Genomic DNA, 23,898 nt, shown 5'->3' on the forward strand with positions numbered 1-23,898 from the left:
GACGACTTCTTCGAGGGCATGTTCGCCACCGCCCTCGAAGAGGACGAGATCATCGCCCGCGTCCGCTTCCCCATCCCCGCCGCCGCCGACTACCAGAAGTTCGAGCAGCCCGCCTCGCGCTTCGCCCTCGTCGGCGTCTTCGTCGCCCGCTACGACGACCATGTCCGCGTCGCCGTCACCGGCGCATCGGAAAACGGCGTCTTCCGCTGGTCCGAGGCCGAACAGGCCCTGAGCGCCAGCTTCGCCCCCGAGGCCCTCGACGGCCTCGCCCTCAGCCCGGACGGCATGATCGAGGACATCCACGGAACCGCGGCATACCGCGCCCACCTCGCCGCCGTCCTCGCCAGACGCGCCGTCAAGAACGCAAGCTGAAACAAACGCGCCGGCGGGACAACATCCCGCCGGCGTCATCGCGCAGGCCGCGGAGGTTCCATGCCCCTTTCCATGAAACGAGAGGTCTTCGTGACCTGCGCCGTCACCGGCTCGGGGGCGACGCAGGATCGCAGCCCGCATGTGCCGCGCTCGCCCGAAGAGATCGCCCGCAGCGCCATCGCGGCCGCGCGCGCGGGCGCCGCGGTGGTCCACTGCCATGTGCGCGACCCGCGCACCGGCGCGCCCGCGCGCGACCGGGCGCTTTACCGCGAGGTGACCGAGCGCATCCGCGCCGCCGACGTCGACGTGGTGCTGAACCTGACGGCGGGCATGGGCGGCGATCTGTTCTTCGACGGGACCGAGGCGATGGACCGCATGTCGCCGCGCTCGGACATGGCGGGGGCGGCCGAGCGCGTGGCGCACATCCTCGAATGCCGGCCCGAGATCTGCACCCTGGACTGCGGCACGATGAACTTCGCCGAGTCCGATTACGTCATGGTCAACACGCCGGGCATGCTGCGCGACATGGCCCGCCGCATGACCGAGGCCGGCGTGCGCATCGAGATCGAGGCCTTCGACACGGGCCATCTGTGGTTCGCGCGCCAGCTGGTCGAGGAAGGGGCCATCCCCGAGCCGGTTCTGGCGCAGCTGTGCATGGGCGTGCCCTGGGGCGCGCCGGACGATCTGAACACCTTTCTCGCCATGGTCAACAACGTGCCGGCGGGCTGGACATGGTCGGCCTTCGCGCTGGGGCGCCACCAGATGCCCTATGTGGCGGCGGCCGTTCTGGCGGGGGGCAATGTGCGGGTGGGGCTTGAGGACAATCTCTGGCTCGAGCGCGGGGTCCTGGCCGATAACGCGCAGCTGGTCGAGCGCGCGGTAGGCATCATCGAGCGCATGGGCGCCCGGGTGATCGGCCCGGACGAGGTGCGCGCGCGCCTCGGTCTGACCAGGCGCGATCCGCTGTGACGCCGCCCGCCGCCACGGGCGCCGCGCCGGGGCGCGCGGCGATCATCGGCGCGGGGGTGATCGGCGCCGGCTGGGCGGCGCGCTTTGCGCTGAACGGCTGGGACGTGGCGGTGCATGACCCGAGCCCGAACGCCCCGCGCGCCATCGCGCGCTGCATGGAGAATGCGCGGGCCGCCTGGGGCGCGCTCTTCGATGCGCCGCTGCCGCCCGAGGGGCGCGTCGTCTTTGCGCGTTCCACCGCCGAGGCCGTCGAAGGCGCCGATTACGTGCAGGAGAGCGTGTCCGAATCGCTCGATCTCAAGCGCCGCATCTTCGCCGACATCCAGGCGGCCGCACCGGATGCGCCGCTCGGCTCCTCGACCTCGGGCTTCACCCCGAGCGACCTGCAGCGGGGGGCGCGGGCGCCGGGTTCGATCCTTGTCGCGCACCCCTTCAACCCGGTCTATCTGCTGCCGCTGGTCGAGACCGTGGGATCGGCGCAGACCGATCCGGCGCTCATGGACGCGGCGGAGGAAATCCTGCGCGGCCTTGGCATGTTCCCGCTGCGCCTGCGCAAGGAGATCGACGCGCATATCGCCGACCGCCTGCTCGAAGCCGTCTGGCGCGAGGCGCTCTGGCTCGTGCGCGACGGCGTCGCCACCACCGAAGAGATCGACGAGGCCATCCGTCTGGGCTTCGGCCTTCGCTGGGCGCAGATGGGGCTGTTCGAAACCTACCGCATCGCGGGGGGCGAGGCGGGGATGAGGCACTTCCTCGCCCAGTTCGGCCCCTGCCTCGCCCTGCCCTGGACCCGGCTGACCGACGTGCCGCCTTTCGACGAGCGCCTGGTCGAATTGATCGCCGCGCAATCCGACGCGCAGTCGGGCCGCTGGACGATCGCCGAGCTCGAACGCATCCGCGATTCCAATCTGACGGCGTTCCTGCGCGCCCTGCGCCGCGCGGATTGGGGGGCGGGAAAGCTGGTCGCGGCGCATGAAGGCAGGATGCGCGCGGTGGCGGCGGCGGATCGGTTCCGCGTCCCGGCGGGAGAGAACGGCGCGCCGGATCCCGGCTGGCCGCTGGCCATCGCAGCCAAGGCCCTTCGCGCCGCATTGGCCGGATGGGACGATGCGCCGGCCGAAAGGTGGACGGCGACGCAGAGCCTCGTCGAACAGAACCGAGCGCCCCGGCCTGCGGCGCTGGTCACGGCGCGATGCCGTCTTGAGCCGCAAAGCGGGGAGGCGTTGCAGGCCATCGTCGCCATCGTCGACGAGGACGGCCCTCTTGCGCGGGTCGAACAGACGCTGGTCCGCGAGCGCAGCTGACGCTGCGCGGGGGCTGCGCGCCCCCGCACCCCGCGCCCAAGGGGACGCACGCGCCCCCTTGGGGATCCCCCGTGGATATTTGCGGACAGATGAAGAAGGGTTTCGTTAACCGTCTCGCGGCATGATCGGGTTGCGGTACAGGCGGGGACGCCGATGACCGCGACAGGTGAAGTCGCCCGGTCCCGTTTGGGATCGGGCGCATTTCTTTTCAACTTCATCTGTCCGCAAATATCCTCGGGGGTGAACTGGCCGAAGGCCAGGAGGGGGCGGAAGCCCCCTTTTGCGCGCTCAACGGATGCCGTTCGCGGCCTGCAGCTCGCGAATGTAGCGCACGATCAGCTTCACTTCGCCCGGCGTCACGTCCGCGACCGGCGGCATGTCGCCGAAGGGCCAGTGATGCGCCCGCACACCATTTTGCGCAGCCAGCAGAAAGGCCAGGTCGCCATGGTGGCCCGGCGCATAGATCCGATGGACCAAGGGCGGCGCGATTCCGGCGCGGCCGGCCGCATTCTCTCCATGGCAGGTCGCGCAGCGGGCGTCGAAGGCTCGCTTGCCCATCTGCGCCTCGGACGACGGCGACTGCGGCAGGCGCACCTTCGCGAGGGGCGCGCCTTCGACCTCAGCCTTGGCGGCCGAGCCCTCGTCGCTTGGGCCCGACGCCTGCCAGATGACGACTCCGCCGACAAGCGCGGCGGCGAGCGCGGCTGGAATGAGCCTCATGAACCCCCCTGCGCAATGGCCTGAACGCTCCGCCCGAGGGGGCGGAGCGAGGGCAGGCTGCGCCATCCAGCCGCTGGAAGGTCAAGCGAAAACGGCCGCCGGGGCTCACACGAAGATGAAGTCCGACGCATCCAGCGATGCGGCGCCAACATCGAGAAGCGTGATCTCGGTCCCCGATGCGAGCGTCACCACCGCGCCATCCTCGCCATTCGCGATGGTCAGATCGTCGAAGCTCGCGCCCGCGATGCGGATCCGATCGAATCCATCGTCGAAATCGGCGATGACGTCGGATCCCTCGTTGGCGCGGCCGTTGAAGATGAACAGGTCCGCGCCCAGTCCGCCGTCAAGAAAATCGTCCCCGCGACCGCCATTGAGCCTGTCGGCGCCGCGCCCGCCCCCCAGCATGTCGCGCCCGCCGCCGCCGACCGCCAGATCCTGGCCGCGCCCGCCGTCCAGCATGTCGGCGCCGGCGCCGCCGAAGAGCTTGTCATTGCCCCCGCCGCCGGCAAGGGCGTCGGCCCCTCCGTTGCCGACCATCTTGTCGGCCGCATCGCCGCCCTGCACGAGGTCGTCATACGCGCTGCCCTTGAGCGTGACCGGCTTGAGGGGCGATACCGCTTCAAGATGGAACACCCCCGCGACCGCCTTGGTGGCGTCGATCGTCCAGGCGTATTGCGCGAACAGCGCATCGAGCTGCCCCGTGTCGTCAGGCGAATTGACGGCGTCGAGCGCGGCCACGAAGGTCGGCAAATCGAGCGAAATCCCGGTGATCTGGGCCTGAATCCCGTTCTCCTTGAAGGTCATGGAGGTGATCGTTCCGCCGGTTGGCTCGTCCGTGACGGGATCGAGGCTGAAGCCGGTCCCCAACGCGATCACCCGCGCATGCGTCGCGAGATTGACGGCGACGACCTTGGTCGCGCTGGACGATCGGACCTCCATGTCCGCGGCGAAACCGTCGCCATCGAAAAAACCGCGGTCGAACCAGAACCGGTCCGGTCCGAAATAGGTGATCTTCGCCATCCTCTTCGCTCCTCCTGCGCCGCTTCGCGCGGCCGGTTGCAATGCGCAGCATGAATCGCCGCGCGTTCGGCCTCATTGATCTGAATCAATCATCCATGCGTCGCGCCGGCCAGACCGCGCAGGCGCCGTTCAGACGAAGATGAAATCGCCCGCGTCGATGTCGTTCACGTCCACGCCCTGCAAGGTCACGGTCGTGCCGGTCTCGAGGGAGATGACGGTCTGCGTCGCGTCGCCCGCGATGGTCAGATCCTCGAAGCGCAGGCCGGCGCCGATGCGGATGTGATCGCGGCCGCTCTCGAAGTCGAAGATGAGGTCGTTGCCCTCATATCCGCGGCCGGCGAAAATGAACACGTCGCGCCCGGCGTCGCCGAACATGCGGTCGTCGCCCTCGCCGCCGCGGATGCGGTCGGAGCCCCTGCCGCCGCTGATCCAGTCGATGCCCGCGCCGCCCAGGATCAGGTCGCGCCCGTCCTCGCCGTAAAGCGTGTCGTCGCCGCCGCCGCCATAGACCTTGTCGGCGCGCGCCCCGCCGCGCAGCGTGTCGGCGCCGCCCTTGCCGAACAGCCGGTCCGAGGCCGCGCCGGCGCTCAGATCGTCGGCGAAGGGGCTGCCCTTGAACACAACTGGCCGCGTCTCGGCGATCTGGCCGAAGGTCACGCCCGAGGCCGGCCCCCTGGCGTCGCGCGCGTCCACCGTCCAGGGCTGCTGCTCGATGAACGGGTCGATCTGCCCCGCGTCGCGGCCCGTGGCGACGGCGTCGGCCAAGGCGGGGCCGAAGGCGGCCGCGTCCCAGTCCAGCTTGACGATCCTGGCCTGAAGCTGCCCGTTCTGGCGCAGCGCCACCTCGTGGATGGTTCCGTCGATCAGCGTGCCGTCCTGCGCATCATAGGCGAAGCCGGTTCCCTTGAGGACGATGCGCACCTCGGTCGCGGGGTTGCGCGCGATGATCCGCGTCTCGCTTGCCGAAAGGGTCTCGATCTCGGCGAAGCCGCGGGGCCATGCCGTGTAGGCGTCGCTCAGGATGCGGCCGTTGGGACCGTAATAGTTCAGCGTGGCCATGCGCCCCCCGTCCTTGGGCATGTCCGGGCGCCGCGCGCCCTCGATGACCCAAGGTTAACGCCGCGCGCCGCTTCGGATCAAGGCGCGTTCATCCGCGGCGGCGCGCCAGGTAGTTGGTGGTGACGAAGGCCTCGCAGCTTTCGCGATAGCGCGGCACGGGGACCGGGCCGAAGGGCGTGATGCGGAACAGATCGAAGCCGCGCGCGTCGAACAGCCGCCAGAAATCGCGAAACCATGTGCGCGTGTCGATGTTGCAGCCGCCGAACTCGAACTGCACCAGCCGCGCCGCGTCCAGCGCCGCGCCGAAGCCCTCGAGCGCGTCCAGCTCGTGCCCCTCGACGTCCAGCTTGACCAGATCCATCGGCGCGCGCCCCAGCTCCTCGATCCAGAAGCGCTCGAAGCGCATGACGCGCACGGGCTCTTCATGGGTGAAGCGCAGGCGCGCATGATCAAGGCCGCGGCGCGTCAGGCTGCCCAGCCCCGAGCCGGGCCGGTCGGCGTGCAGGGTCGCCTCGCCCTCGCGCGCGCCAAGGGCGAAGGGGTGCACGCGCAGGCGCGGCTCGTCCGCGAAGCGCGCGCCAAGGGCGGCGACGTTGACCGCCGCGGGCTCGAACACCTCGACCCGGGCCTCGGGAAAGGCGCGCAGCAGCGCGGCGGCGTATTCGCCCGCATTGCCGCCAACATCCACGCACAGCCGCGCCGTTCGCCCGCCCAGCAGGCGGCGCGCGGCGGCGACCTCGGCCGCGGCGGTGGCCGTGCCCCAGCCCTTGCCCTGAAGGCGGGCGCAGGCGCGCTCGGCGCGCGCGAACAGATCCTGAAGCGCCTTCATCTCTCCTCCCTCGCGCCTTGGGCGCGCGCGCAGCATGGCGCAGCCGGGCGGGCGCCGTCCAGCCCCGGCCTTGCGTCCGCCGGCCCCGGCGCGCTATGCCCGAACGGGCCGCAGACAACCGCCCCGCAGCCCACCGGGCCCCGCGCGGCACGACGCACAGGAGACCCGCCATGGACGCGCCGCACCAGCCCTCGCGCCCCGCCGAGCGCCCCGACACGCTCTCACGCCGCATCGAGCTGGCCGTCGAGCACGGCCTGTGGAGCGCGCGGCTGCTGACCTTTCTTGCGGTGCTGGCCAGCCTCGCGGCCTCGATCGCCATGTATTACATCACCATCGTCGATGCCGGGATGCTGTTCCATCACGTCCTGAGCTATGGCGACCCGGCCAAGCTGGCCGCCGAGCGCGCCGAGCTGCGCGCCGAGACGATCACCCATGTGGTCGAGGTGGTGGACGGGTTCCTTCTGGCGACGGTGCTGCTGATCTTCGCGCTCGGGCTTTACGAGCTCTTCATCAGCCCGCTCGATCCCGCGCGCGGCTCGCGCTTCTATTCCAAGGTGCTGGTGATCCGCGATCTGGACGATCTGAAGTCGCGGCTGGGCAAGGTCGTGGTGATGATCCTGATCGTGAAGCTGTTCGAAAGCGGTCTCGACATGAAGCTGACCACGCCGCTCGACCTCTTGACCTTCGCCGGGGCGGTGGCGCTGATCGGGGTGGCGCTTTACGTCTCGCACAGCCATGCGCTGCCGGGCGCGCATCGCGACTCGGAGCGCGGGCATTGACCCCCCCGCACCCGCGCGCGGCCGCGCAGCTGTTGCTTGTGCTGCTGACCTGCGCGGCGGCGTATCTGACCTTTCGCTTCCTCTTCAACGCCTCGGACAGCTTCCCCTTCAGCCAGGAGCTGCTGCTGGTCTTCATCGGCGCGGTGGCGACGGTTCTGATCACCGCCGCGCTCATCAACCGGCAGACCGAGCTCGAGCTGCGCAAGGAGGGGCAGGTTCTGCTGCTCGACCGCAAGTCGGGAGTGTATTTCGCGCTGATCGAGCATCTGGGCGAGATCGTCGAGAAGGGCCGCCTCGAGGAAGAGGCGCTGGCCGAGCTGCGCGTGCTCAATCACAAGCTGGCGATGGTGGCCGACGGCGACGTCATCCGCCATTTCGGCGAGGTGCTGAACCGGCTCGAGCGGGCGGTGCGCGACGGCGACATCTCGGATGACGAGCAGGACCGCATCATGCGCGCCGCGGCCGAGCTGACCTGGTGGATGCGCCGCGATCTTCTGGGCCGCTTCGTGGACGAGGATCCCGAGGCGGTGCTGCGCGCGATCCGCGCCAACAACGCCGGGCTGGAGAGCGCGGGCGGCTGAGCGGGCCTTGCGCCGCCGGTCGGCGCGCGCGCCACCGAACGCCCCCCCGAAAGCCCCCGCGAACGCGCCTTGCGCGGCGGCGGGCGACCAAGCGAAAGGGGCCGGAGCGTCGCCGCTCCGGCCCCTGGCGGCCGTTCCGCCTGACCGCGGTTCACTCGCGATTGCCGAGGAAGTGCAGCAGGAACATGAACATGTTGATGAAGTCCAGATAGAGCCGCAGCGCGCCCATGATCGAGGCCTTGCCCATCACGGCCTCGCCCTCGGCGCCCATCTGCGACATGCCCAGATACTCGTTCTTGATCTGCTGGGTGTCATAGGCCGTCAGCCCGGCGAAGATCAGCACGCCCACCACCGAGATGGCGAACTGCAGCGCCGACGAGACCAGGAAGATGTTCACGATCGAGGCCACGATCAGCCCGATCACGCCCATCACCAGGAACGTCCCGAAGCCGCTCAGGTCGCGCTTGGTGACGTAGCCGTAAAGGCTGAGCCCGCCGAAGGCGATCGCGGTCACGAAGAAGGTCTGCGCGATCGACACGCCGGTATAGACCGCGAAGATGAAGGACATCGACGCGCCCATCAGCGCCGCGAACCCCCAGAAGACGAGCTGCGCCGTCGCCTGGCTCATGCGGTTGATCGCCGCGCCGAAGGCGAAGACCACCAGCAGAGGCGCGAACATCACGACGTATTTCTGCGGCCCGCCGTAGATCGCGGCCAGAAGCGTCGGCGAGGTGCCGATGACGTAGGCCACGACGCCCGTGATCGCCATGGCCGCAGCCATGAGGCCGTAGACACGGTTCATGTAGGCGCGAAGGCCTTCGTCGATGGCCGCCGCGGCGCGGCTGCGCGCGACGGTCTGATAGTTGCTCATGCGTCTCACCCTGTTCGGTTCGTTGAGGCGTTGTTGAACTGCGCTGCGTGTTGCGTTTGCTGCGGGCGCAAGGCGCCCATGCATGTATATTGTCGCGCGCCCCCCGATCTTCAAGGGGCCGCGGCGAAAGGAGAGGCCGAAATGATCCGCGCGTTCCTGGCCCTGACGCCCCCGCCCGAGACGGCGCAGACCCTGGCCGAGCTGGCCGAGCGCATCGGCGAGGGGCGCCCCGTGCCGGCGGCCAACATGCACCTGACGCTGGCCTTTCTGGGCGACCGGCGCCCGGCCGAGCTCGAGGAGCTGGCGCTTGATCTGGACGGGCGCGCCCTGCCCGCCTTCGATCTGCGCATCGAGGGGCTGGGCGCGTTCGGCCCGCCCGCGCGCCCGCGCTCGGTGCATGCGCTCGCGCGGCCCGATCCGGCGCTGCGGCGGCTGCGGGCGGCGGCGCGCTCGGCCGCGGCCGCGATCGGCGCGCCGCTGGCGCAGGAGCGTTTCGTGCCGCATCTGACGCTGGCGCGGTTTTCGGCCTCGCGCCCGGCGGGGCCGGGGCTGGCGCGCTTTCTGGCGCAATCGGCGGGGCTGCGGCTGCCGCCTTTCCGCGTCGCGGCGTTCAGCCTGATGCGCTCGACGCTGAGCGCGGCCGGCGCGCGATATGACGAGATGGCCCGCTTCGCCCTGTCCCCGCCCGCGCATGGGGGCGAGGCGCTCGGCGAAGACGAGGGCTGACGCCGCGCGGCGCGCCTCAGGCGCGCCCGGCCGGAGCGTCCCAGAAGGGGCGGGCGGCTTCGGCGCGGGCGGCCTCAGGGTCGATGCCCAGATCGGCCAGCCGGGAGGCGTCGAGCCGCGCCAGCGCGCGGCGCTCGGCCGCCAGGCGCAGCATGAGCGCGGCGCGGCCGAGGGCGGCGCGCATGCCGCGCGAAAGCGAGAACCCCGGAGCGGCGAGCATGGAAGCGCGGTCTGCGGTGCGGATCATTGATCTTCTCCATCAACAATTGTGATGCTCACTGCTGTCGCATCACCGTGATTGATTTCGTAGCGCGCGCCGCGTATATTTGCCAAACGAATGTTGGTGACCCCTTTCATCACGGAATGAGATATGCGCCGCAATCTTGACCTGACCGCCCTGCGCAGCTTCGTCGCCGTCGTCGACGCGGGGGGCGTGACGCGCGCCGCCGCGCGGCTGAACCTGACGCAATCGGCCGTCTCGATGCAGATCAAGCGGCTCGAGGAAAGCGTGGGCCAGCCGCTGCTCGATCGTTCGGGGCGCGGCGTGACGCTGACCGGACAGGGCGAGCTGCTGCTGTCCTACGCGCGGCGCATGGTGGCGCTCAACGACGAGGCGTGGGGCCGCCTGACCGGCCAGGCCTATGAGGGCGAGGTGGTGCTGGGCGTGCCCTCGGACATCGTCTATCCCTCGCTGCCGGCGGCGCTTCAGCGCATCGCGCGCGAGTATCCGCGGGCCAAGGTGACGCTGGTCTCGTCCTACACGCGCCGCCTGCGCGAGCTGCTGGCGCGCGGCAAGGCCGACATCATCCTGACCACCGAGGGCGCCTGCGGGCCGGGAGGCGAGACGCTGGCGCGCTCGGCGCTGGTATGGGTCGGCGCGCCGGGCGGCGCGGCCTGGCGGGCGCGGCCGCTGCGTCTGGCGTTCGAGAACAACTGCATCTTCCGCGCGCCCGTGCAGGCGGCGCTGGACGCGGCCGGGATCGAGTGGGAGATGGCCGTGACCTCGGACAGCACCCGCACCATCGAGGCGACCGTGTCGGCCGATCTGGCGGTGCATGCGGCGGTGAGCGACAACATCCCCCCGTATTTCGAAGAGATCCGCCACGGCGGCGCCCTGCCCGACCTGCCCGAGACGCTGATCAACCTGTATCTTTCGCCCGCCGCGCGCGACAGCCTGACCGGCCGCGTCGCCCAGATCGTGCGCGAGGCCTACGCCGCCCGCCCCGGCCCGGCCATGGCCGCGGCCGAGTGAGCGCCCCGCGCCGGCGGCGCAGTCATAACCAACCCCGCGCCCGCGGCGCATTCATGCCCCCGCGCCCGCCGCGCACGCATAACCAACCCCGCGCCCGCGGCGCATTCATGACCCCGCGCCCGCGGCGCGGTCCGGCCAGCTCGCGCGGCCGTCGCCGCCCGCCGGGGGCCGCGGCGCGCAGGACGTCGCCCCGATCGGCGGCCCGGCGCCCCCGGCCGCCCCTTGCGGCCCCCGCGCCGGCCGGAGGCAAGACGCGGCGCCGGGCCGATGCCGGGCGGAACGCGGGGCGGGGCGCAAGACGGGGCGCCGCGCAGGAGGCGCCTCAGGGGATCAGCACCACCTTGCCCATCGCGCGGCGCGTGCGCAGCAGGTCCAGCGCCTCGTTCGCCTGCTCGAGCGGCAGGCGGTCCGAGACATGGGGGCGCAGCCGCCCTTCGAGCCGCCACGCGATCAGCTGCCGCGCCGAGCGCGCCACGCGCTCGGGGCGCAGCTTCGGATAGGCGCCCCACCAGAAGCCGATCACGGTCAGGTTCTTGACCAGCAGGATGTTGGCCGGGATCTGCGGAACCTCGCCCGAAGCGAAGCCGATCGGCAGAAGGCGCCCGTCGGGGCGGCAGGCGCGCATGGCGGCGCGGAACTGCTCGCCGCCGACGGGATCGTAGACCACGTCCGCGCCGCCCAGCGCCAGCGTCGCCTCGCGGATGTCCTCGGCGCTGGAATCGATCAGGTGATCGGCGCCGCGCGAGCGCGCCAGCGCCAGCTTCTCGGGGCCCGAGGCGCAGGCGATCACGCGCGCGCCCATCAGCTTGCCGACCTCGACCGCCGTCAGGCCGACCCCGCCCGCCGCGCCCAGAACCAGCAGCGTCTCGCCCGCGCGCAGCCCCGCCTTCCAGTCCAGCGCCATGTGCGAGGTGCCGTAGGCGACCAGGAAGGCCGCGGCCTCGTCCGAGGGGATGGCGTCGGGGACCTCGACGCAGGCGGCCGCGGGGGCCAGGACCGCCTCGGCGAAGCCGCCCCAGCCGCAGGCGGCGGCCACGCGCGCGCCAAGGGCGGGGCGCTCGACGCCCGGGCCCAGCGCCTCGACCACGCCGCAGACCTCGCCGCCCGGGGCGAAGGGCGGCTCGGGGCGCAGCTGATACTTTCCCTGGGTCATCAGCGTGTCGGCGAAGTTCACGCCGCAGGCCGCGACGCGGATGCGCACCTGGCCCGGTCCGGGCTCGGGCGCGGGCACGTCGTCAAGGCGCAGCCTTGCGCCGGGTTCGTGGATGCGCATGGCGCGCATGGGGCCTCCTCCGATTCCGTTTCGCCCGATTTCATGCCATGATGAAGCCCGCGCCGCCATGCCCCCGGCCGCCATGCCAGGGGCGCCGCGCTCGGATGTCCGCCGCAAGAGCCCGCAATGCCCGCACCCGCCCCCCTGCCCGCAGTCGCCGAGGCCTTCGCGCGCCAGGCCGAGGCCTGCGCGGCGCTGGGCTCGGACTTCACCGCGCGCCTGTGCGCCGCGCTGCCCGAGGCCCTGCCCGCCGACGCCGCCTTCGGGGCGCGCGTCCTGCGCTGGCCCGGCGACCCGTGGAAGGACGCGCTGGCGCTGCGCGTGTGCGGCGCGCTGCACGCCCTGGCGCGTTCGGGCGCCGCGCCCGAGCTGACCGAAGCCTGGCCGCCGCGGCTGCGCGCGGACCCGATCGCGGCGGCGGCGCGGGCGATCCGCGCGCATGACGCGCGGCTGCTGCCCTGGCTCGACAGCCCGCCGCAAACGAACGAGACGGCCCGCGCCTCGGCGCTCCTGGGCGGCGCGCTGCACCTTGCCGCGCAGCTGCGCATGCCGCTCGAGATCCTCGAGCTCGGCGCCTCGGCGGGGTTGAACATGGCCTTCGACCTTTATCGGCACGAGCTGGGCGAGGCCGGCGCCTGGGGCGACGCGCGCGCGCCGGTGCGCCTGTCATGCGCATGGCGGGGACCGCCCCCGCCGCTGGACGCGCCGCTCGAGATCGCCGCGCGGGCGGGCGTCGATCTGCGCCCCGCCGATCCGGCCCGGCCCGAGGATCGCGAGCGGCTGCTGGCCTATGTCTGGCCCGACCAGGCCGAGCGGCTGGCGCGCGCCGAGGCGGCGCTGGACTTCGCCGCCGCGCAGCCCTGGCGGGTCGAGAAAGGCGAGGCGGCCGCGTGGCTTGACGCGCGGCTGAACGCGCCGCCCGCGCCGGGACGCGCGCGCGTGGTCATGCACAGCATCGTCTGGCCCTACCTGCCGCCCGACAGCCGGGCGCGCATCCGCGCCGCCATGGCCCGCGCCGGCGCGCGCGCCGCGCCCGATGCGCCGCTGGCCTGGCTGCGCATGGAGCCGGACGACGTTCCGGGCTCGGCGGCGCTGACGCTGCGCGTATGGCCGGACGGGCGCAGCCGCGTGCTCGGGCGCGCGGATTTTCACGGCCGCTGGGTCGCGTGGGAAGGGGGCGCGTAGCACGGGGGCGCGTGGGACGAGGTCGCGCGGGACGGGGTCGCGTGGGACGGGGCGCCGGAGCGACGGCTTGTCCATGACGGCCCAAGGCATGGCGGCGCGCGGACAAGGCAAGGCCATTCGCCGGCGTGAGGGGCCGGCCAGCGCCGCATCCCGCGCGCGGGGCGGAAAGCCTGGCGCCGCCGCCTCCCGGCGCCGATGCCAACCGGCATCCCCGCGCGGCGCGCAAAGGGGCGCCCCGCTCCGCCCGCCACGCCAAGCGGCATGCCCGCGCGCCAGGGGAGGAGCGGTCGATCATCTCGTCCGCGGCGGCGTTGATGGCCGGCATGCCCGCGCGCGAGGGGAAGAGCGGCGAGAAAAGGCATGCCGCGCGTGCGCAAAAGGGTGTGGCCGGCGCATGCGCGCGCGTTGCGCCGTGCAGCCCCCGACCCGCGCCGCATTTCCGCACGCCCGCATCCTCGCCGCCGGGCGTGCGCGATCGCGCCGGCCGCGCAAGGCAGCCCTTGCCGCGACGCAGCATTTGGGCCATATGCCGGGGCAACTCCATCAGACGGCGGCGCGGCCGGGCCGGCGACGGCCGCCCGGGCGCGCGCTCTTTCAAAGGCGCATCCATGGACCTTCGCAACATCGCCATCATCGCCCATGTCGATCATGGCAAGACCACCCTCGTGGACGAGCTGCTCAGGCAGTCAGGAGCCTTCCGCGAGAACCAGGCCACCGCCGAGCGCGCCATGGACTCGAACGATCTCGAGCGCGAGCGCGGCATCACCATCCTGGCCAAGTGCACCTCGGTCGAGTGGAAGGGCGCGCGCATCAACATCGTCGACACGCCCGGCCACGCCGATTTCGGCGGCGAGGTCGAGCGCATCCTGTCCATGGTCGACGGCGTGGTGCTGCTGGTGGACGCGGCCGAGGGGCCGATGCCGCAGACCAAGTTCGTGCTCTCCAAGGCGCTGCGCCTGGGGCTGCGGCCGATCGTGGTGGTCAACAAGGTCGACAAGCCCGACGCCGACCCCGACCGCGTGCACGACCAGGTGTTCGACCTGTTCGCCGCGCTCGACGCCGACGAACATCAGCTCGACTTTCCCATGCTCTACGCCTCGGGGCGCGCGGGCTGGGCGGATCCGACGCTGGACGGCCCGCGCAAGGATCTGACGGCGCTCTTCGACCTGATCCTGTCGCATGTGCCCGCCCCCGCGCAGGCCGCGCGCGCGCACGAGCCCTTCGCCATGCTGGCCACCACGCTCGAGGCCGACCCCTTCCTCGGCCGCCTGCTGACCGGCCGCATCGAGAGCGGCGCGCTCGCGCCGGGCGCGCAGGTCAAGGCGCTGAGCCGCGACGGGGTCGAGCTCGAACGCTTCCGCGTCTCCAAGATCCTGGCCTTCCGCGGCCTCTCGCGCCAGCCGGTCGAGCGCGCCGAGGCCGGCGACATCGTGGCCCTTGCCGGCATGTCGAAGGCGACGGTGGCCGACACCATCTGCGCGCCCGAGATCATGCGCGCCCTGCCCGCCCAGCCCATCGATCCGCCGACCATCTCGGTCACCTTCGGCATCAACGACAGCCCCCTGGCCGGGCGCGACGGCGACAAGGTGCAGTCGCGCGTGATCCGCGAGCGGCTGATGAAGGAGGCCGAGCGCAACGTGGCCATCCGCGTCTCGGACACCGCCGACCGCGACGCCTTCGAGGTGGCCGGCCGCGGCGAGCTGCAGATGGGCGTGCTGATCGAGACCATGCGCCGCGAGGGCTTCGAGCTGTCGGTCTCGCGCCCGCGGGTGATCCTGCGCGAAGAGAATGGCGTGCGCCTCGAGCCGATCGAGGAGGTCACCGTGGACGTGGACGAGGAATTCGCCGGCGCGGTGGTCGAGAAGCTGTCCCAGCGCAAGGCCGAGATGACCGAGATGCGCCCCTCGGGCGGCGGCAAGACGCGCATCGTCTTCCTTGCGCCCTCGCGCGGGCTGATCGGCTATCACGGCGAGTTCCTGACCGACACGCGCGGCACCGGCGTCCTGAACCGGGTGTTCCACTCCTGGGCGCCCTACAAGGGGCCGATCCCCGGGCGGCGCAACGGGGTTCTGATCTCGATGGAGCAGGGCGAAAGCGTGGCCTATGCGCTGTTCAACCTCGAGGATCGCGGGCGGCTTTTCATCGGCCCGGGCGAGGCCGTCTATCAGGGCATGATCATCGGCGAGCACTCGCGCGGCGGCGATCTCGAGGTGAACCCGCTCAAGGGGAAGAAGCTGACCAACATTCGCGCCTCGGGCAAAGACGAGGCGGTGACGCTGACCCCGCCCAAGCGCCTGACGCTGGAAGAGGCGATCGCCTATATCGAGAACGACGAGCTGGTCGAGGTCACGCCGAACGCCATTCGGCTGCGCAAAAGGCACCTGGACCCGCATGAGCGCAAGCGTCACGCGAGAAGCGAGCAGGCCGCGGGCTGAACTTTCGCATTTCGCATTGCATTTTGCAAAATCCTCTCTGGATTGCATTTTGCGCCGGGGCTACAATGCTCCGGCGTATTTCGTGTTCAGGATAGAGATCGCACAAGCAATGAGGCGCGGCCGTCGAACACCCGCCAGTTGCGCGCAGGCACGATCCGAAACGCGAAAAAATGCGCGCATTGCGGGCAATCGCGAAAGTTGGCACGATGATTGCAACATACTCGGCGCAGGCCGCACAGGCCGCAGTCTTCGCCTTGAACGCAGGGAGCGTGAGCATATGAAACACCCCGTTGACGTGCATGTCGGCAAGCGCGTGCGCCATCGCCGCTGGATGGTGGGCATGACCCAGCAGCAGCTTGGCGAGAAGGTCGGCATCAAGTTCCAGCAGATCCAGAAATACGAGACCGGCATGAACCGCATCAGCGCTTCGCGGCTGTGGGACATCGCCCGCGCGCTCGGGGTTCCGGTCAGCTTCTTCTTCGAAGGGCTCGAGGAAGGCGAGGCCGCGGCGCCCGCCCAGACCGCGGCGCAGACCCGCGGCGACCTGCTGGCCGACAAGGAGGCGCTCGAGCTGGTGCGCTCCTACTACGCCATCCCCGAAGAGCAGCGCCGCCGCCTGTTCGACCTGGCCCGCGTGCTGTCGGACGCCGCCTGACCGGCCGGGCCGGACGCAGGGACGGCGCCGGGGCCGGAAGCGCGCGAAGGCGCGCCCCACGGCGCCGACGCCCTGCGCCCGGCGGCCCCGGCGCGGCCCGACCGCGCCCCGACGACGCCCGACGACGCCCCGACCCCGCCCCGATCCGATCCGCGCGGCCCGCGCCGGCGTCGATCGGCAGGCGGGCGGGTCCGCGCTCGGGCCTCGGCTCCGTCAGCCCCGCTTCCCGGCTCTCTTTCGCCATCCTATCCGGCCATCGCCCGCCGGCCCGCAAGGCATGAGGCCAGACCGCCCCACGCCCGACCACCACACGCGACCGCCACGCCCGACCGCCACGCGCGACCACCGCGCCCGACCACCGGGCGGGCCCCGTCCGCGACGCGCGCCGAGCAACGCCCGGACAGGTCGGAGGGCGCCGCCCGAAGGATGCGCCCCTGCGCCCCCGCGCGCCCGCTTGCACTCGCGCCGCGCCGACGGCCGCGCCGGATGCCGCCGCATGTCGCCCCCACCGCCCGCGGCAGCGGACCCGCCGGGCCGGGACGGCGCCGCCCGGCCTCGCCCTGCCCCCCCGCGCGCCAGGCCTCGCGCGGGGCGACGGCCCCCGAGCCGCCGGGCCTGCCCCTCGCTCATCGCCGCCCCCGCCCGGCGGAACCGCCGCGCCGGGCCATTGTGAGCGCCGCGCGCTCGGGCTATGGCTTGGCCCACCCCGCCCAGGAGCCGCGCCATGCCTCGATCGCCCCTTTCGCCCTATCTTCCGCCCGAGACCGACCCCGAAAGCGACCTCGCCGTCGCGCATCTTCTGGCCGACGCGGCGCGCGGGCCGGCGCTGAGGCATTTCCGCGCGCCGGACCTGGCCGCCGACGACAAGTCGGGCGGCGGCGCCTACGACCCCGTCACCGCCGCCGACCGCGAGGCCGAAACCGCCATGCGCCAGCTTCTGGCCCGCCTGCGCCCGCGCGACGGCATACTGGGCGAAGAGCACGGCGCGGCGGCGGGCGCCTCGAGCCGGCGCTGGGTGCTCGACCCCATCGACGGCACGCGCGCCTATGTGATCGGGGCGGCCAGCTGGGGCGTGCTCGTCGCGCTCGAAGAGAACGGCGCGCCGGCGCTGGGGGTGATCGACCAGCCCTATGTGGACGAACGCTTCTGGGGCGATGGCGCGCGCACCTGGCATCGCCGCGGCGCCGAAGGCGCGACGCGCGCGCTGGCCGTCTCGGGGGTGCGGGATCTGGCCCGCGCGCGGCTTTGCACCACCTTTCCCGAGGTCGGAACCCCCGCCGAGCGCGCAGCCTTCGAGGCGGTGCGCGACAAGGCGCGGCTGACGCGCTACGGGCTCGACTGCATGGCCTATGCCCTTCTGGCGGCGGGGCATGTGGATCTGGTGATCGAGGCGGGGCTCAAGCCTTACGACGTGCAGGCGCTGGTCCCGGTGCTGCGCGGCGCGGGCGCGACGGTCAGCGGCTGGCGCGGCGACGACGCCCCGGGCGCCGAGGGACGGGTCCTGGCCGCGGCCACGCCCGAGCTGCATCGCGCGGCGCTGGCGCTGATGCAGGCCGCGCTCTGAACGCGCCCGGCCCTGCCCTCGCGCGGGCGCCCGCGCGAGGAACCCGATGGCCGCTCGCCCCCGCCCGCGCGGACGCCGAGGCGCCGGGCGCTCAGAACCCCGCCGCGTTCAGGAACGCCTGCATGGCGTGCCAGGCGTGCAGGCCCGGCGCGCGGTCGAACGGCTCCATCAGCACTTCGTGCCGGGCGCCGTTCAGACGCTCGATCCGGGCGCCGCTGCGCTCGACGCACAATTCGACCGCCTCGGGCGAGACGACCTTTTCCTCGGAACCGAGCAGCGCCAGGAAAGGCGTGTCGGGGACCGGCGCGCGGCGGATGAAGGCCATCTCGCGAAAGGCCGCATGCGCCCAGCGCATGGTCGGCGCGGTCACGCCCAGCTCGGGCCGGGCGCGCAGATGGGCGCGCATCCATTCGTAGTGCTCGGGGCACGAGGTCAGCACGTTGCCCTCGAAGGGCTCGCGCAGGACATAGGGCGTGTCGGGGTCCTGACCGGGCGCCGGCGCCAGCCCCAGCCCCAGCCGCACCGCCGCCGCGGCCATCAGCCGCCCGGCGAGGGCCGCCGGCAGGCTCAGATTCAAGCCCCACATGGGCGCGCTGAAGATCGCCGCGCGCGGCGCGAGCGCCCCGCGCATGATCGCGCGCATGGCCACCGCGCCGCCCATCGAATGGGCCAGCGCGAAGCGCGGCGCGCGGTCGGCGGCCACGGGCGCCCAGGCCAGCAGGGCGGCGAGGTCGCGCTGATACAGGTCGAAATGGGCCACGTCGCCCAGCATCCCCACGCCGGGCGTGCGCTCGGACAGCCCCTGCCCGCGCCAGTCGGCGCTGGCGACCGAGAACCCGGCCCCGAGCAGGCGGGCGATGACGCGGCCGTATTTCTCGAGATACTCGGTGCGCCCATGCAGCACCAGCGCCAGGCCGCGCCCGTTTCCGCGCCAATAGGCGGCGCGCAGCCGCGCGCCGGCCGATTCGATGCGCTCGCAGCGCAAGGGGGGCGGCGCCTGGGCCAGATCGGCGAAGAAAGGCGCCGCCTCGGCCATCAGCCCAGCACCGAACCCAGCGCCATGGCCTTGGACATGTCGCCGTCCACCGACAGCTTGCCCGCCATGAAGGCCGAGGTGGGATTGAGATCGCCCGAAACCATGGCCTTGAAGGTCTCGGCGTCGGCGCGGATGGTGCAGTCGGCGTCCGAGTCGTCGATGCTCACCTCGCCGCCCTCGATGCGCACGGCGCCCTCGCCCTCGATCTCGAACTTGACGGAACCGTCGAAGCTGCCGTCGCCCAGCTTTTCGCGCAGCGCCGCGACGGCGGCGTTCAGAGTGTCGCTCATGGTCAATTCTCCCGGAGCCTTACCGCCGGACACCGCGCCCGGCTCTCGCTTTCGCGCTCCATGGCGCTAAACTATCACCTGCGATGAGGAAGCAAAGCGACACCCTGCGTCACCCAGGTCATCCCGCGCGCCCGCAAGCGCAGACCGATGCGCATGCCGGCGCGCATGCCGGCGCGCGCCCCGGCCCCGCGGCCCGCCCGCCGGGGCGCGGCCGGGCGCGTCTGGCGCGGGCGCTGGCGGCGGCGCTTGTCTGCGCGCCGGCGGCCGTCTGCGCGACGGGCGCGCGCGCGCAGGACGCCGCCGCGCCCGATGCGCCCCGGGCCGCGCCGCCCGCCTTGAGCGCGCCCGCCGCGCCCTTTCCCCCGCCCCCCTCTCCGGCCGAACGGCAGGCGGCGGCGCGCGCCCAGGCGCAGGCGCTGCTCGACCGCATGGCCGCCGCTCCCGAGGAGGAGGCCGCGCGAATCGCCCGCCGCGTGGCGCGGATGTGGTCGCGCTCGGGCTCGGACACGGCGGATCTGCTGCTGCTGCGCGGACGCAGGGCGCTGGAGTCCGGCGCGCCCGACCGCGCCGCCGAGCATCTGTCGGCGCTGGTCGAGATCGCCCCCGACTTCGCCGAGGCCTGGCACAGCCGCGCCGCGGCCTGGTTCGCGCTGGACCGGCCCGGCCTCGCGCTGGCGGACCTCGAGCGCGCGCTGGCGCTCGAGCCGCGCCACTGGGGCGCGCTGGCGGGCCTTGGCGCGACGCTCGAGCAGATCGGGCGCCTGCCCGAGGCGCTGGCCGCCTATCGCGCCTCGCTCGCCGTCAACCCCGCCCAGCCCGACATCCGCGAAGCCGCCCGGCGCCTTGCGCCGCAGGTCGAGGGCCTGGCCCTCTGACCGCCGGCGGGGCTTGACACGCGCCCGCGCGGGGCGCGATCAGGCCCCCGGCGGCGCCGCCGCAGCGCAGACAGCGAAAGGACCGCTCCATGGCCCAGGACGCCGCCCGCGCCCCGATCGGACATCCGCGCGATTCGACCGTGACGGCGGTGCTCGGCCCGACGAACACCGGCAAGACCCACTACGCCATCGAACGCATGCTGGGCCATGAGAGCGGCGTCATCGGCCTGCCGCTGCGCCTTCTGGCGCGCGAGGTCTACGACCGCGTCGTGGCGCTGCGCGGCCCCTCGGCGGCGGCGCTGCTGACGGGCGAGGAGAAGATCGTGCCGCCGCGCGCGCGCTACTGGATCTGCACGGTCGAGGCGATGCCCGTCGGCCAGGGGCACGATTTCCTGGCGGTGGACGAGATCCAGCTGTGCGCCGACCCGGACCGGGGCCACATCTTCACCGACCGGCTGCTCAACGCGCGCGGCATGCGCGAGACGCTGTTCCTGGGCTCGGAGACCATGCGCGAGCGCATCCGCGAGCTGATCCCGCGCGCGCGCTTCCTGCGCCGCGAGCGCTTCTCGCGGCTGAGCTATGCGGGCGCGCGCAAGCTCAGCCGCCTGCCGCCGCGCTCGGCGGTGGTGGCCTTCTCGGCCGAGAGCGTCTACGCCATCGCCGAGCTGATGCGCCGCCAGAAGGGCGGCGTGGCGGTGGTGCTGGGCGCGCTGAGCCCGCGCACGCGCAACGCGCAGGTGGCGCTGTATCAGAACGGCGACGTCGAGCACCTGGTCGCCACCGACGCCATCGGCATGGGGCTGAACCTGGACCTGGGCCACGTCGCCTTCGCCGGGCTGAGCAAGTTCGACGGCGCGCGCCACCGCCAGCTGACCGCGCCCGAGCTGGCGCAGATCGCCGGGCGCGCGGGGCGGCATGTGAACGACGGCAGCTTCGGCGTCACGGCCGAGGCCGCCCCGCTCGAGCCCGAGCTGGTCGAGGCCATCGAATCGCACCGATTCGCGCCGGTGCGGCGGCTGAACTGGCGCAACTCGCGGCTGGATTTCGGCTCGGTCCCGGCGCTTTTGGCCGCGCTCGAGCGCGCGCCCGAGCTGCCCGGCCTGACCCGCGCGCGCGAGGCGGACGACCTGCGCACGCTGCGCCTTCTGTGGGAGGATCCGCAGATCCGCGACATGGCGCGCGGCCCGGCCATGGTGCGGCTTCTGTGGGAGGTGTGCCAGCTGCCCGACTTCCGCAAGACCTCCGAGGCCGAGCACGCGCGCCTGGCGGCGCGAATTTACCGGTTCCTCGCATCGGACAAGGCTTGTATATCCTCCGACTGGATGGAAAGCCGGGTCAGGTCGGTGGACCGCGCCGATGGCGACATCGACGCGCTGTCGCGGCGCCTGGCCTACATCCGCACCTGGACCTACGTCGCCAACCGGCGCGGCTGGGTCGAGGACGCGGCGCGCTGGCGCGAGACGGCGCGCGAGGTCGAGGACCGTCTGTCCGACGCGCTGCACGCGCGGCTGACGCAAAGATTCGTCGACCGCCGCACATCGGTTCTGATGCGGCGGTTGAAGCAGAAGGAGAGCCTGGTGGCTGAAGTGAACGACAAGGGTGAGGTGACGGCCGAGGGGCATGCGCTGGGCCGTCTCGACGGGTTCCGCTTCACCCCCGACCCCGAGGCGCGCGGCGACGAGGCGCGGACCCTGCGCGCGGCCTCGAACCAGGCGCTGCAATCCGAGTTCTCGCGCCGGGCCGATCGCTTCTACAACGCGCCCGACACCGAGATCGACCTGACCGAACAGGGCGGGCTGATGTGGGGCGAGCACGCGGTGGGCCGGCTGGTCAAGGGCGCCGATCCGCTCTCGCCGGGGGTGGCAGCCTTCGTCGACGAGATGGCCGGCGACGACGTGCGCCTGAAGGTCGAGCGCCGGCTGACCCACTGGATCAACCGCCGCGTCAACGCGCTGTTCGAGCCGCTCGTCAAGATGCGCGACGACGAGGCCCTGACCGGCCTTGCGCGCGGCGTAGCCTTCCAGCTCGTCGAGGCGCTGGGCGTCATCCCGCGCCCGCGCATCGCCCAGGACGTCAAGAGCCTGGACCAGGAGGGGCGCGCCCAGCTGCGCAAGCACGGCGTGCGCTTCGGCCAGCACACGGTCTTCATGCCCGCGTTGCTCAAGCCCGCGCCCACGCGCCTGCGGCTGATCCTGTGGGGGCTGTGGGAAGAGCACGAGGAATTCGCTCCCGCGCCGCCGCCGGGCCTTGTGACGATCCCGGCCCAGCCCGGCCTGCCCGACGATTTCTACCCCCGCGCGGGGTATCGCCTGGCCGGATCGCGCGCCATCCGCATTGACATGCTCGAGCGCCTCGCCGACATGATCCGCGCCCTCGACGCGCGCGCCGGCTTCGAGGCGACCGCCGACATGCTCTCGATCACCGGCTGCACGCTCGATCAGTTCGCCGAGCTGATGGAAGGCCTCGGCTACAAGGCCGAGAAGCGCGAGCGGCCCAAGCCCGCCCCCGCCCGCGCCCCGAAGGCGGCCGACGGCGCGGCCGAGAGCGCCGCGACGCAGGAGGCGGCCGAAGCCCCCGCCGCAGAAGCCCCCGCGGCGGAAACGCCCGACGCGCAAGGCGCCGACGCGCAGGCCGCCCAGGCGCCCGCCCAGGCCGAGGCGTCCGAGGCGCCCGAGTCGGCGGCCGACGCCCCGCAGACGGCGCCGGATTCCGCCGCCCCCGCAGCCGAGGCGAAGAGCGAAGCGCCGGCGCCCGAGGCCGAGGCCGAGGCGACGGATGGGACCGATGCCCCGGCCGAGGACGCCCCGACCCAGGTCGAGATGCAGACCTACTACGTCTTCACCTGGGCCCCGCGCCCGCGCCGCGAAGGCGGCCGAGGCCGCCGCGCCGAGGGCGCGCGCCCCGCTCAGGGCCGCCGCGCGGCCGAAGGCGGCAAGGGGCGCGACGACGCCAGGCCCAAGGGCAAGCCGCGCGGCAAGCCCAAGCCCAAGGGCAAGGGCGCCCCGCGCGACGAGGCGCCGCGCCAGTTCGCCGCGCGCCCGCCCCGCCAGGACAAGCCGGTCGATCCCGACAGCCCCTTCGCCGCCCTTCTGGCGCTGAAGGACAAGATCTGACGCCATGGCGCGCCCGCCCGCAGCGCCCGACGAGGACGCGCGGGCGGGTCTGCGCGTGGACAAGTGGCTCTGGCATGCGCGCATCTTCCGCACCCGCACCCTGGCCGCGCGCTTCGTCGGGCAGACGGGTCTGCGCATCAACGGCGCCCGAATCGCCCGCCCCGCCGCGCTGGTGCGCCCCGGCGACGTGCTGACCGCCGCTCTGGGCGAGCGCGTTCTTGTCCTGCGGGTCCTGGCGCTGGGCGCGCGGCGCGGCCCGGCGCCCGAGGCGCGGCTGCTCTACGAGGACCTGTCCCCGCCCCGCCCCGCGCGCGAGGAGCCCGCCGGCGCCCCGCCCGCCCGCGATCCCGGCGCCGGCCGGCCGACCGGGCGCGAGCGCCGCGCGCTCGACCGCCTGCGCGGCCGCGGCCCGCTGAACGACTGAGCGCCCCTTGAAACCCCTTGCGCCCGGGCATAGAACCCCCTGACCGAACCCGCAGCCTGACGAGGATCCCAGCGATGACCTATGTCGTGACCGAGAACTGCATCCGGTGCGTCTATACCGACTGCGTCGAGGTCTGCCCCGTCGATTGTTTCTACGTCGGCGAGAACATGCTGGTGATCCATCCCGACGAGTGCATCGACTGCGGCGTGTGCGAGCCCGAATGCCCGGCCGAGGCGATCTCGCCCGACACCGAGCCGGGCATGGAGAAATGGGTCGAGTTCAACCGCAAATACGCCGAGCTCTGGCCCAACATCGTCACCAAGCGCGACCCCTATCCCGACGCCGAGAAATATGACGGCGAGCCCGGCAAGCTCGAGAAGTATTTCTCCGAGAAGCCCGGCGTCGGCGACTGACGCCCGACGCATCCGCCCGCGCGCCCATGCGGCGCAAGCCCCGCCCCCGCGCGAATCGGCGCGGGCGCGCAGGGTATGGGAATCGGGTGGATTTTGTGTTATAAGATTGTCACAGCACGAAACGCATGCGCCCCCGTCGGGGTCCTTCCCGGC

Annotated in this window: 24 protein-coding genes; 15 read left to right on the forward strand and 9 right to left on the reverse strand. The window is 72.7% G+C overall.

The features are described 5' to 3' along the window. The 3 genes from BMW67_RS13460 to BMW67_RS13470 all read left to right on the forward strand — a co-directional run. On the forward strand, positions 1 to 372 hold a 372-nt coding region (locus tag BMW67_RS13460; RefSeq protein ID WP_425433842.1), incomplete at its 5' end, for an FAD binding domain-containing protein. Positions 373 to 432: 60 nt separating this feature from the next. Beyond that, the gene (gene bcoG, locus BMW67_RS13465; protein ID WP_072748200.1) at positions 433 to 1,341 is read left to right on the forward strand and encodes a 3-dehydrocarnitine:acetyl-CoA trimethylamine transferase BcoG; all 909 of its coding nucleotides are present in this window, start codon (positions 433 to 435) and stop codon (positions 1,339 to 1,341) included. Then, the gene (locus BMW67_RS13470; protein WP_083581549.1) at positions 1,338 to 2,645 is read left to right on the forward strand and encodes a 3-hydroxyacyl-CoA dehydrogenase NAD-binding domain-containing protein; all 1,308 of its coding nucleotides are present in this window, start codon (positions 1,338 to 1,340) and stop codon (positions 2,643 to 2,645) included. The genes bcoG and BMW67_RS13470 overlap by 4 nt, the downstream gene beginning before the upstream one ends. A gap of 288 nt (positions 2,646 to 2,933) precedes the next feature. Here the strand turns inward: BMW67_RS13470 and BMW67_RS13475 are convergent, their stop codons facing one another. The 4 genes from BMW67_RS13475 to BMW67_RS13490 form a co-directional block, all read right to left on the reverse strand. Continuing rightward, positions 2,934 to 3,365, reverse strand: a complete 432-nt coding sequence (locus tag BMW67_RS13475; protein ID WP_072748201.1) for a c-type cytochrome — start codon at positions 3,363 to 3,365, stop codon at positions 2,934 to 2,936. A gap of 105 nt (positions 3,366 to 3,470) precedes the next feature. Further along, entirely contained in the window at positions 3,471 to 4,385 is a 915-nt protein-coding gene (locus tag BMW67_RS13480) for a calcium-binding protein (protein WP_072748202.1), read from the reverse strand. 129 nt (positions 4,386 to 4,514) lie between these two features. After that, positions 4,515 to 5,444, reverse strand: coding sequence for a calcium-binding protein (locus BMW67_RS13485; RefSeq protein WP_072748203.1), 930 nt, complete (start codon positions 5,442 to 5,444; stop codon positions 4,515 to 4,517). Positions 5,445 to 5,532: 88 nt separating this feature from the next. Beyond that, positions 5,533 to 6,273 (reverse strand): FkbM family methyltransferase, encoded by a 741-nt coding sequence (locus BMW67_RS13490; RefSeq protein WP_072748204.1) that lies wholly within the window; start codon positions 6,271 to 6,273, stop codon positions 5,533 to 5,535. A gap of 170 nt (positions 6,274 to 6,443) precedes the next feature. Between BMW67_RS13490 and BMW67_RS13495 the strand changes: the two genes are divergently transcribed. Next, positions 6,444 to 7,052, forward strand: coding sequence for a YqhA family protein (locus BMW67_RS13495; protein WP_083581553.1), 609 nt, complete (start codon positions 6,444 to 6,446; stop codon positions 7,050 to 7,052). Continuing rightward, positions 7,049 to 7,633 carry a hypothetical protein gene (locus BMW67_RS13500; protein ID WP_072748205.1) on the forward strand — a complete coding sequence of 195 codons (585 nt, stop codon included), beginning with the start codon at positions 7,049 to 7,051 and terminating at the stop codon, positions 7,631 to 7,633. Before BMW67_RS13495 ends, BMW67_RS13500 begins: the two co-directional genes overlap by 4 nt. Positions 7,634 to 7,784: 151 nt before the next feature. Here the strand turns inward: BMW67_RS13500 and BMW67_RS13505 are convergent, their stop codons facing one another. After that, complete coding sequence (locus BMW67_RS13505; protein WP_072748206.1) at positions 7,785 to 8,504, reverse strand: Bax inhibitor-1/YccA family protein; 720 nt, start codon at positions 8,502 to 8,504, stop codon at positions 7,785 to 7,787. Between the two features lie 141 nt (positions 8,505 to 8,645). Between BMW67_RS13505 and thpR the strand changes: the two genes are divergently transcribed. Next, on the forward strand, positions 8,646 to 9,230 hold the full coding sequence (thpR, locus tag BMW67_RS13510) for an RNA 2',3'-cyclic phosphodiesterase (RefSeq protein ID WP_177174514.1): 585 nt from the start codon (positions 8,646 to 8,648) through the stop codon (positions 9,228 to 9,230). Between the two features lie 16 nt (positions 9,231 to 9,246). Here the strand turns inward: thpR and BMW67_RS13515 are convergent, their stop codons facing one another. After that, positions 9,247 to 9,477 (reverse strand): hypothetical protein, encoded by a 231-nt coding sequence (locus BMW67_RS13515; RefSeq protein ID WP_091764264.1) that lies wholly within the window; start codon positions 9,475 to 9,477, stop codon positions 9,247 to 9,249. 123 nt (positions 9,478 to 9,600) lie between these two features. On the opposite strand from BMW67_RS13515, the gene BMW67_RS13520 reads away from it, so the two are divergent. After that, positions 9,601 to 10,482, forward strand: coding sequence for a LysR family transcriptional regulator (locus BMW67_RS13520; RefSeq protein WP_072748207.1), 882 nt, complete (start codon positions 9,601 to 9,603; stop codon positions 10,480 to 10,482). Between the two features lie 322 nt (positions 10,483 to 10,804). On the opposite strand, the gene BMW67_RS13525 is transcribed toward BMW67_RS13520, so the two are convergent. Next, positions 10,805 to 11,764: an NADPH:quinone oxidoreductase family protein gene (locus tag BMW67_RS13525; protein ID WP_072748208.1), complete on the reverse strand. Its 960-nt coding sequence runs from the start codon at positions 11,762 to 11,764 to the stop codon at positions 10,805 to 10,807. Between the two features lie 117 nt (positions 11,765 to 11,881). Between BMW67_RS13525 and BMW67_RS13530 the strand changes: the two genes are divergently transcribed. From BMW67_RS13530 to BMW67_RS13545, 4 genes are all read left to right on the forward strand, one after another. Further along, a complete protein-coding gene (locus tag BMW67_RS13530) occupies positions 11,882 to 12,940 on the forward strand; it encodes a DUF2332 domain-containing protein (protein WP_072748209.1) in 1,059 nt (352 codons plus the stop codon). Positions 12,941 to 13,548: 608 nt separating this feature from the next. After that, positions 13,549 to 15,375 (forward strand): translational GTPase TypA, encoded by a 1,827-nt coding sequence (gene typA, locus BMW67_RS13535; RefSeq protein WP_072748210.1) that lies wholly within the window; start codon positions 13,549 to 13,551, stop codon positions 15,373 to 15,375. A gap of 277 nt (positions 15,376 to 15,652) precedes the next feature. Further along, a complete protein-coding gene (locus BMW67_RS13540) occupies positions 15,653 to 16,030 on the forward strand; it encodes a helix-turn-helix domain-containing protein (protein WP_072748211.1) in 378 nt (125 codons plus the stop codon). A 724-nt stretch (positions 16,031 to 16,754) separates the two neighbouring features. Continuing rightward, complete coding sequence (locus BMW67_RS13545; RefSeq protein ID WP_072748212.1) at positions 16,755 to 17,594, forward strand: inositol monophosphatase family protein; 840 nt, start codon at positions 16,755 to 16,757, stop codon at positions 17,592 to 17,594. A gap of 91 nt (positions 17,595 to 17,685) precedes the next feature. Here BMW67_RS13545 and BMW67_RS13550 read toward each other — a convergent pair whose 3' ends face one another. Continuing rightward, positions 17,686 to 18,630, reverse strand: a complete 945-nt coding sequence (locus BMW67_RS13550) for an alpha/beta fold hydrolase (protein ID WP_072748213.1) — start codon at positions 18,628 to 18,630, stop codon at positions 17,686 to 17,688. After that, positions 18,630 to 18,920, reverse strand: a complete 291-nt coding sequence (locus BMW67_RS13555) for an SCP2 sterol-binding domain-containing protein (protein ID WP_072748214.1) — start codon at positions 18,918 to 18,920, stop codon at positions 18,630 to 18,632. Before BMW67_RS13555 ends, BMW67_RS13550 begins: the two co-directional genes overlap by 1 nt. Before the next feature lie 83 nt (positions 18,921 to 19,003). Between BMW67_RS13555 and BMW67_RS15770 the strand changes: the two genes are divergently transcribed. From BMW67_RS15770 to fdxA, 4 genes are all read left to right on the forward strand, one after another. Beyond that, complete coding sequence (locus BMW67_RS15770) at positions 19,004 to 19,795, forward strand: tetratricopeptide repeat protein (protein ID WP_091764266.1); 792 nt, start codon at positions 19,004 to 19,006, stop codon at positions 19,793 to 19,795. An 89-nt stretch (positions 19,796 to 19,884) separates the two neighbouring features. Continuing rightward, positions 19,885 to 22,908: a helicase-related protein gene (locus BMW67_RS13565; RefSeq protein ID WP_072748215.1), complete on the forward strand. Its 3,024-nt coding sequence runs from the start codon at positions 19,885 to 19,887 to the stop codon at positions 22,906 to 22,908. A gap of 4 nt (positions 22,909 to 22,912) precedes the next feature. Then, positions 22,913 to 23,332, forward strand: a complete 420-nt coding sequence (locus BMW67_RS13570; RefSeq protein ID WP_072748216.1) for an RNA-binding S4 domain-containing protein — start codon at positions 22,913 to 22,915, stop codon at positions 23,330 to 23,332. Positions 23,333 to 23,406: 74 nt separating this feature from the next. Continuing rightward, positions 23,407 to 23,745, forward strand: a complete 339-nt coding sequence (gene fdxA / locus BMW67_RS13575; RefSeq protein ID WP_072748217.1) for a ferredoxin FdxA — start codon at positions 23,407 to 23,409, stop codon at positions 23,743 to 23,745. The last annotated feature ends 153 nt before the right edge of the window (positions 23,746 to 23,898 follow it).

Source organism: Oceanicella actignis (assembly GCF_900111545.1).
Lineage (GTDB): Bacteria > Pseudomonadota > Alphaproteobacteria > Rhodobacterales > Rhodobacteraceae > Oceanicella > Oceanicella actignis.

Coding starts and splice junctions, on each gene's coding strand:
- bcoG (WP_072748200.1), top strand. CDS start 433: ATGCCCCTTTCCATGAAACGAGAGGTCTTCGTGACCTGCGCCGTCACC.
- BMW67_RS13475 (WP_072748201.1), bottom strand. CDS start 3,365: ATGAGGCTCATTCCAGCCGCGCTCGCCGCCGCGCTTGTCGGCGGAGTC.
- BMW67_RS13480 (WP_072748202.1), bottom strand. CDS start 4,385: ATGGCGAAGATCACCTATTTCGGACCGGACCGGTTCTGGTTCGACCGC.
- BMW67_RS13485 (WP_072748203.1), bottom strand. CDS start 5,444: ATGGCCACGCTGAACTATTACGGTCCCAACGGCCGCATCCTGAGCGAC.
- BMW67_RS13490 (WP_072748204.1), bottom strand. CDS start 6,273: ATGAAGGCGCTTCAGGATCTGTTCGCGCGCGCCGAGCGCGCCTGCGCC.
- BMW67_RS13495 (WP_083581553.1), top strand. CDS start 6,444: ATGGACGCGCCGCACCAGCCCTCGCGCCCCGCCGAGCGCCCCGACACG.
- BMW67_RS13505 (WP_072748206.1), bottom strand. CDS start 8,504: ATGAGCAACTATCAGACCGTCGCGCGCAGCCGCGCCGCGGCGGCCATC.
- thpR (WP_177174514.1), top strand. CDS start 8,646: ATGATCCGCGCGTTCCTGGCCCTGACGCCCCCGCCCGAGACGGCGCAG.
- BMW67_RS13515 (WP_091764264.1), bottom strand. CDS start 9,477: ATGATCCGCACCGCAGACCGCGCTTCCATGCTCGCCGCTCCGGGGTTC.
- BMW67_RS13520 (WP_072748207.1), top strand. CDS start 9,601: ATGCGCCGCAATCTTGACCTGACCGCCCTGCGCAGCTTCGTCGCCGTC.
- BMW67_RS13525 (WP_072748208.1), bottom strand. CDS start 11,764: ATGCGCGCCATGCGCATCCACGAACCCGGCGCAAGGCTGCGCCTTGAC.
- BMW67_RS13530 (WP_072748209.1), top strand. CDS start 11,882: ATGCCCGCACCCGCCCCCCTGCCCGCAGTCGCCGAGGCCTTCGCGCGC.
- typA (WP_072748210.1), top strand. CDS start 13,549: ATGGACCTTCGCAACATCGCCATCATCGCCCATGTCGATCATGGCAAG.
- BMW67_RS13540 (WP_072748211.1), top strand. CDS start 15,653: ATGAAACACCCCGTTGACGTGCATGTCGGCAAGCGCGTGCGCCATCGC.
- BMW67_RS13545 (WP_072748212.1), top strand. CDS start 16,755: ATGCCTCGATCGCCCCTTTCGCCCTATCTTCCGCCCGAGACCGACCCC.
- BMW67_RS13550 (WP_072748213.1), bottom strand. CDS start 18,630: ATGGCCGAGGCGGCGCCTTTCTTCGCCGATCTGGCCCAGGCGCCGCCC.
- BMW67_RS13555 (WP_072748214.1), bottom strand. CDS start 18,920: ATGAGCGACACTCTGAACGCCGCCGTCGCGGCGCTGCGCGAAAAGCTG.
- BMW67_RS15770 (WP_091764266.1), top strand. CDS start 19,004: ATGAGGAAGCAAAGCGACACCCTGCGTCACCCAGGTCATCCCGCGCGC.
- BMW67_RS13565 (WP_072748215.1), top strand. CDS start 19,885: ATGGCCCAGGACGCCGCCCGCGCCCCGATCGGACATCCGCGCGATTCG.
- BMW67_RS13570 (WP_072748216.1), top strand. CDS start 22,913: ATGGCGCGCCCGCCCGCAGCGCCCGACGAGGACGCGCGGGCGGGTCTG.
- fdxA (WP_072748217.1), top strand. CDS start 23,407: ATGACCTATGTCGTGACCGAGAACTGCATCCGGTGCGTCTATACCGAC.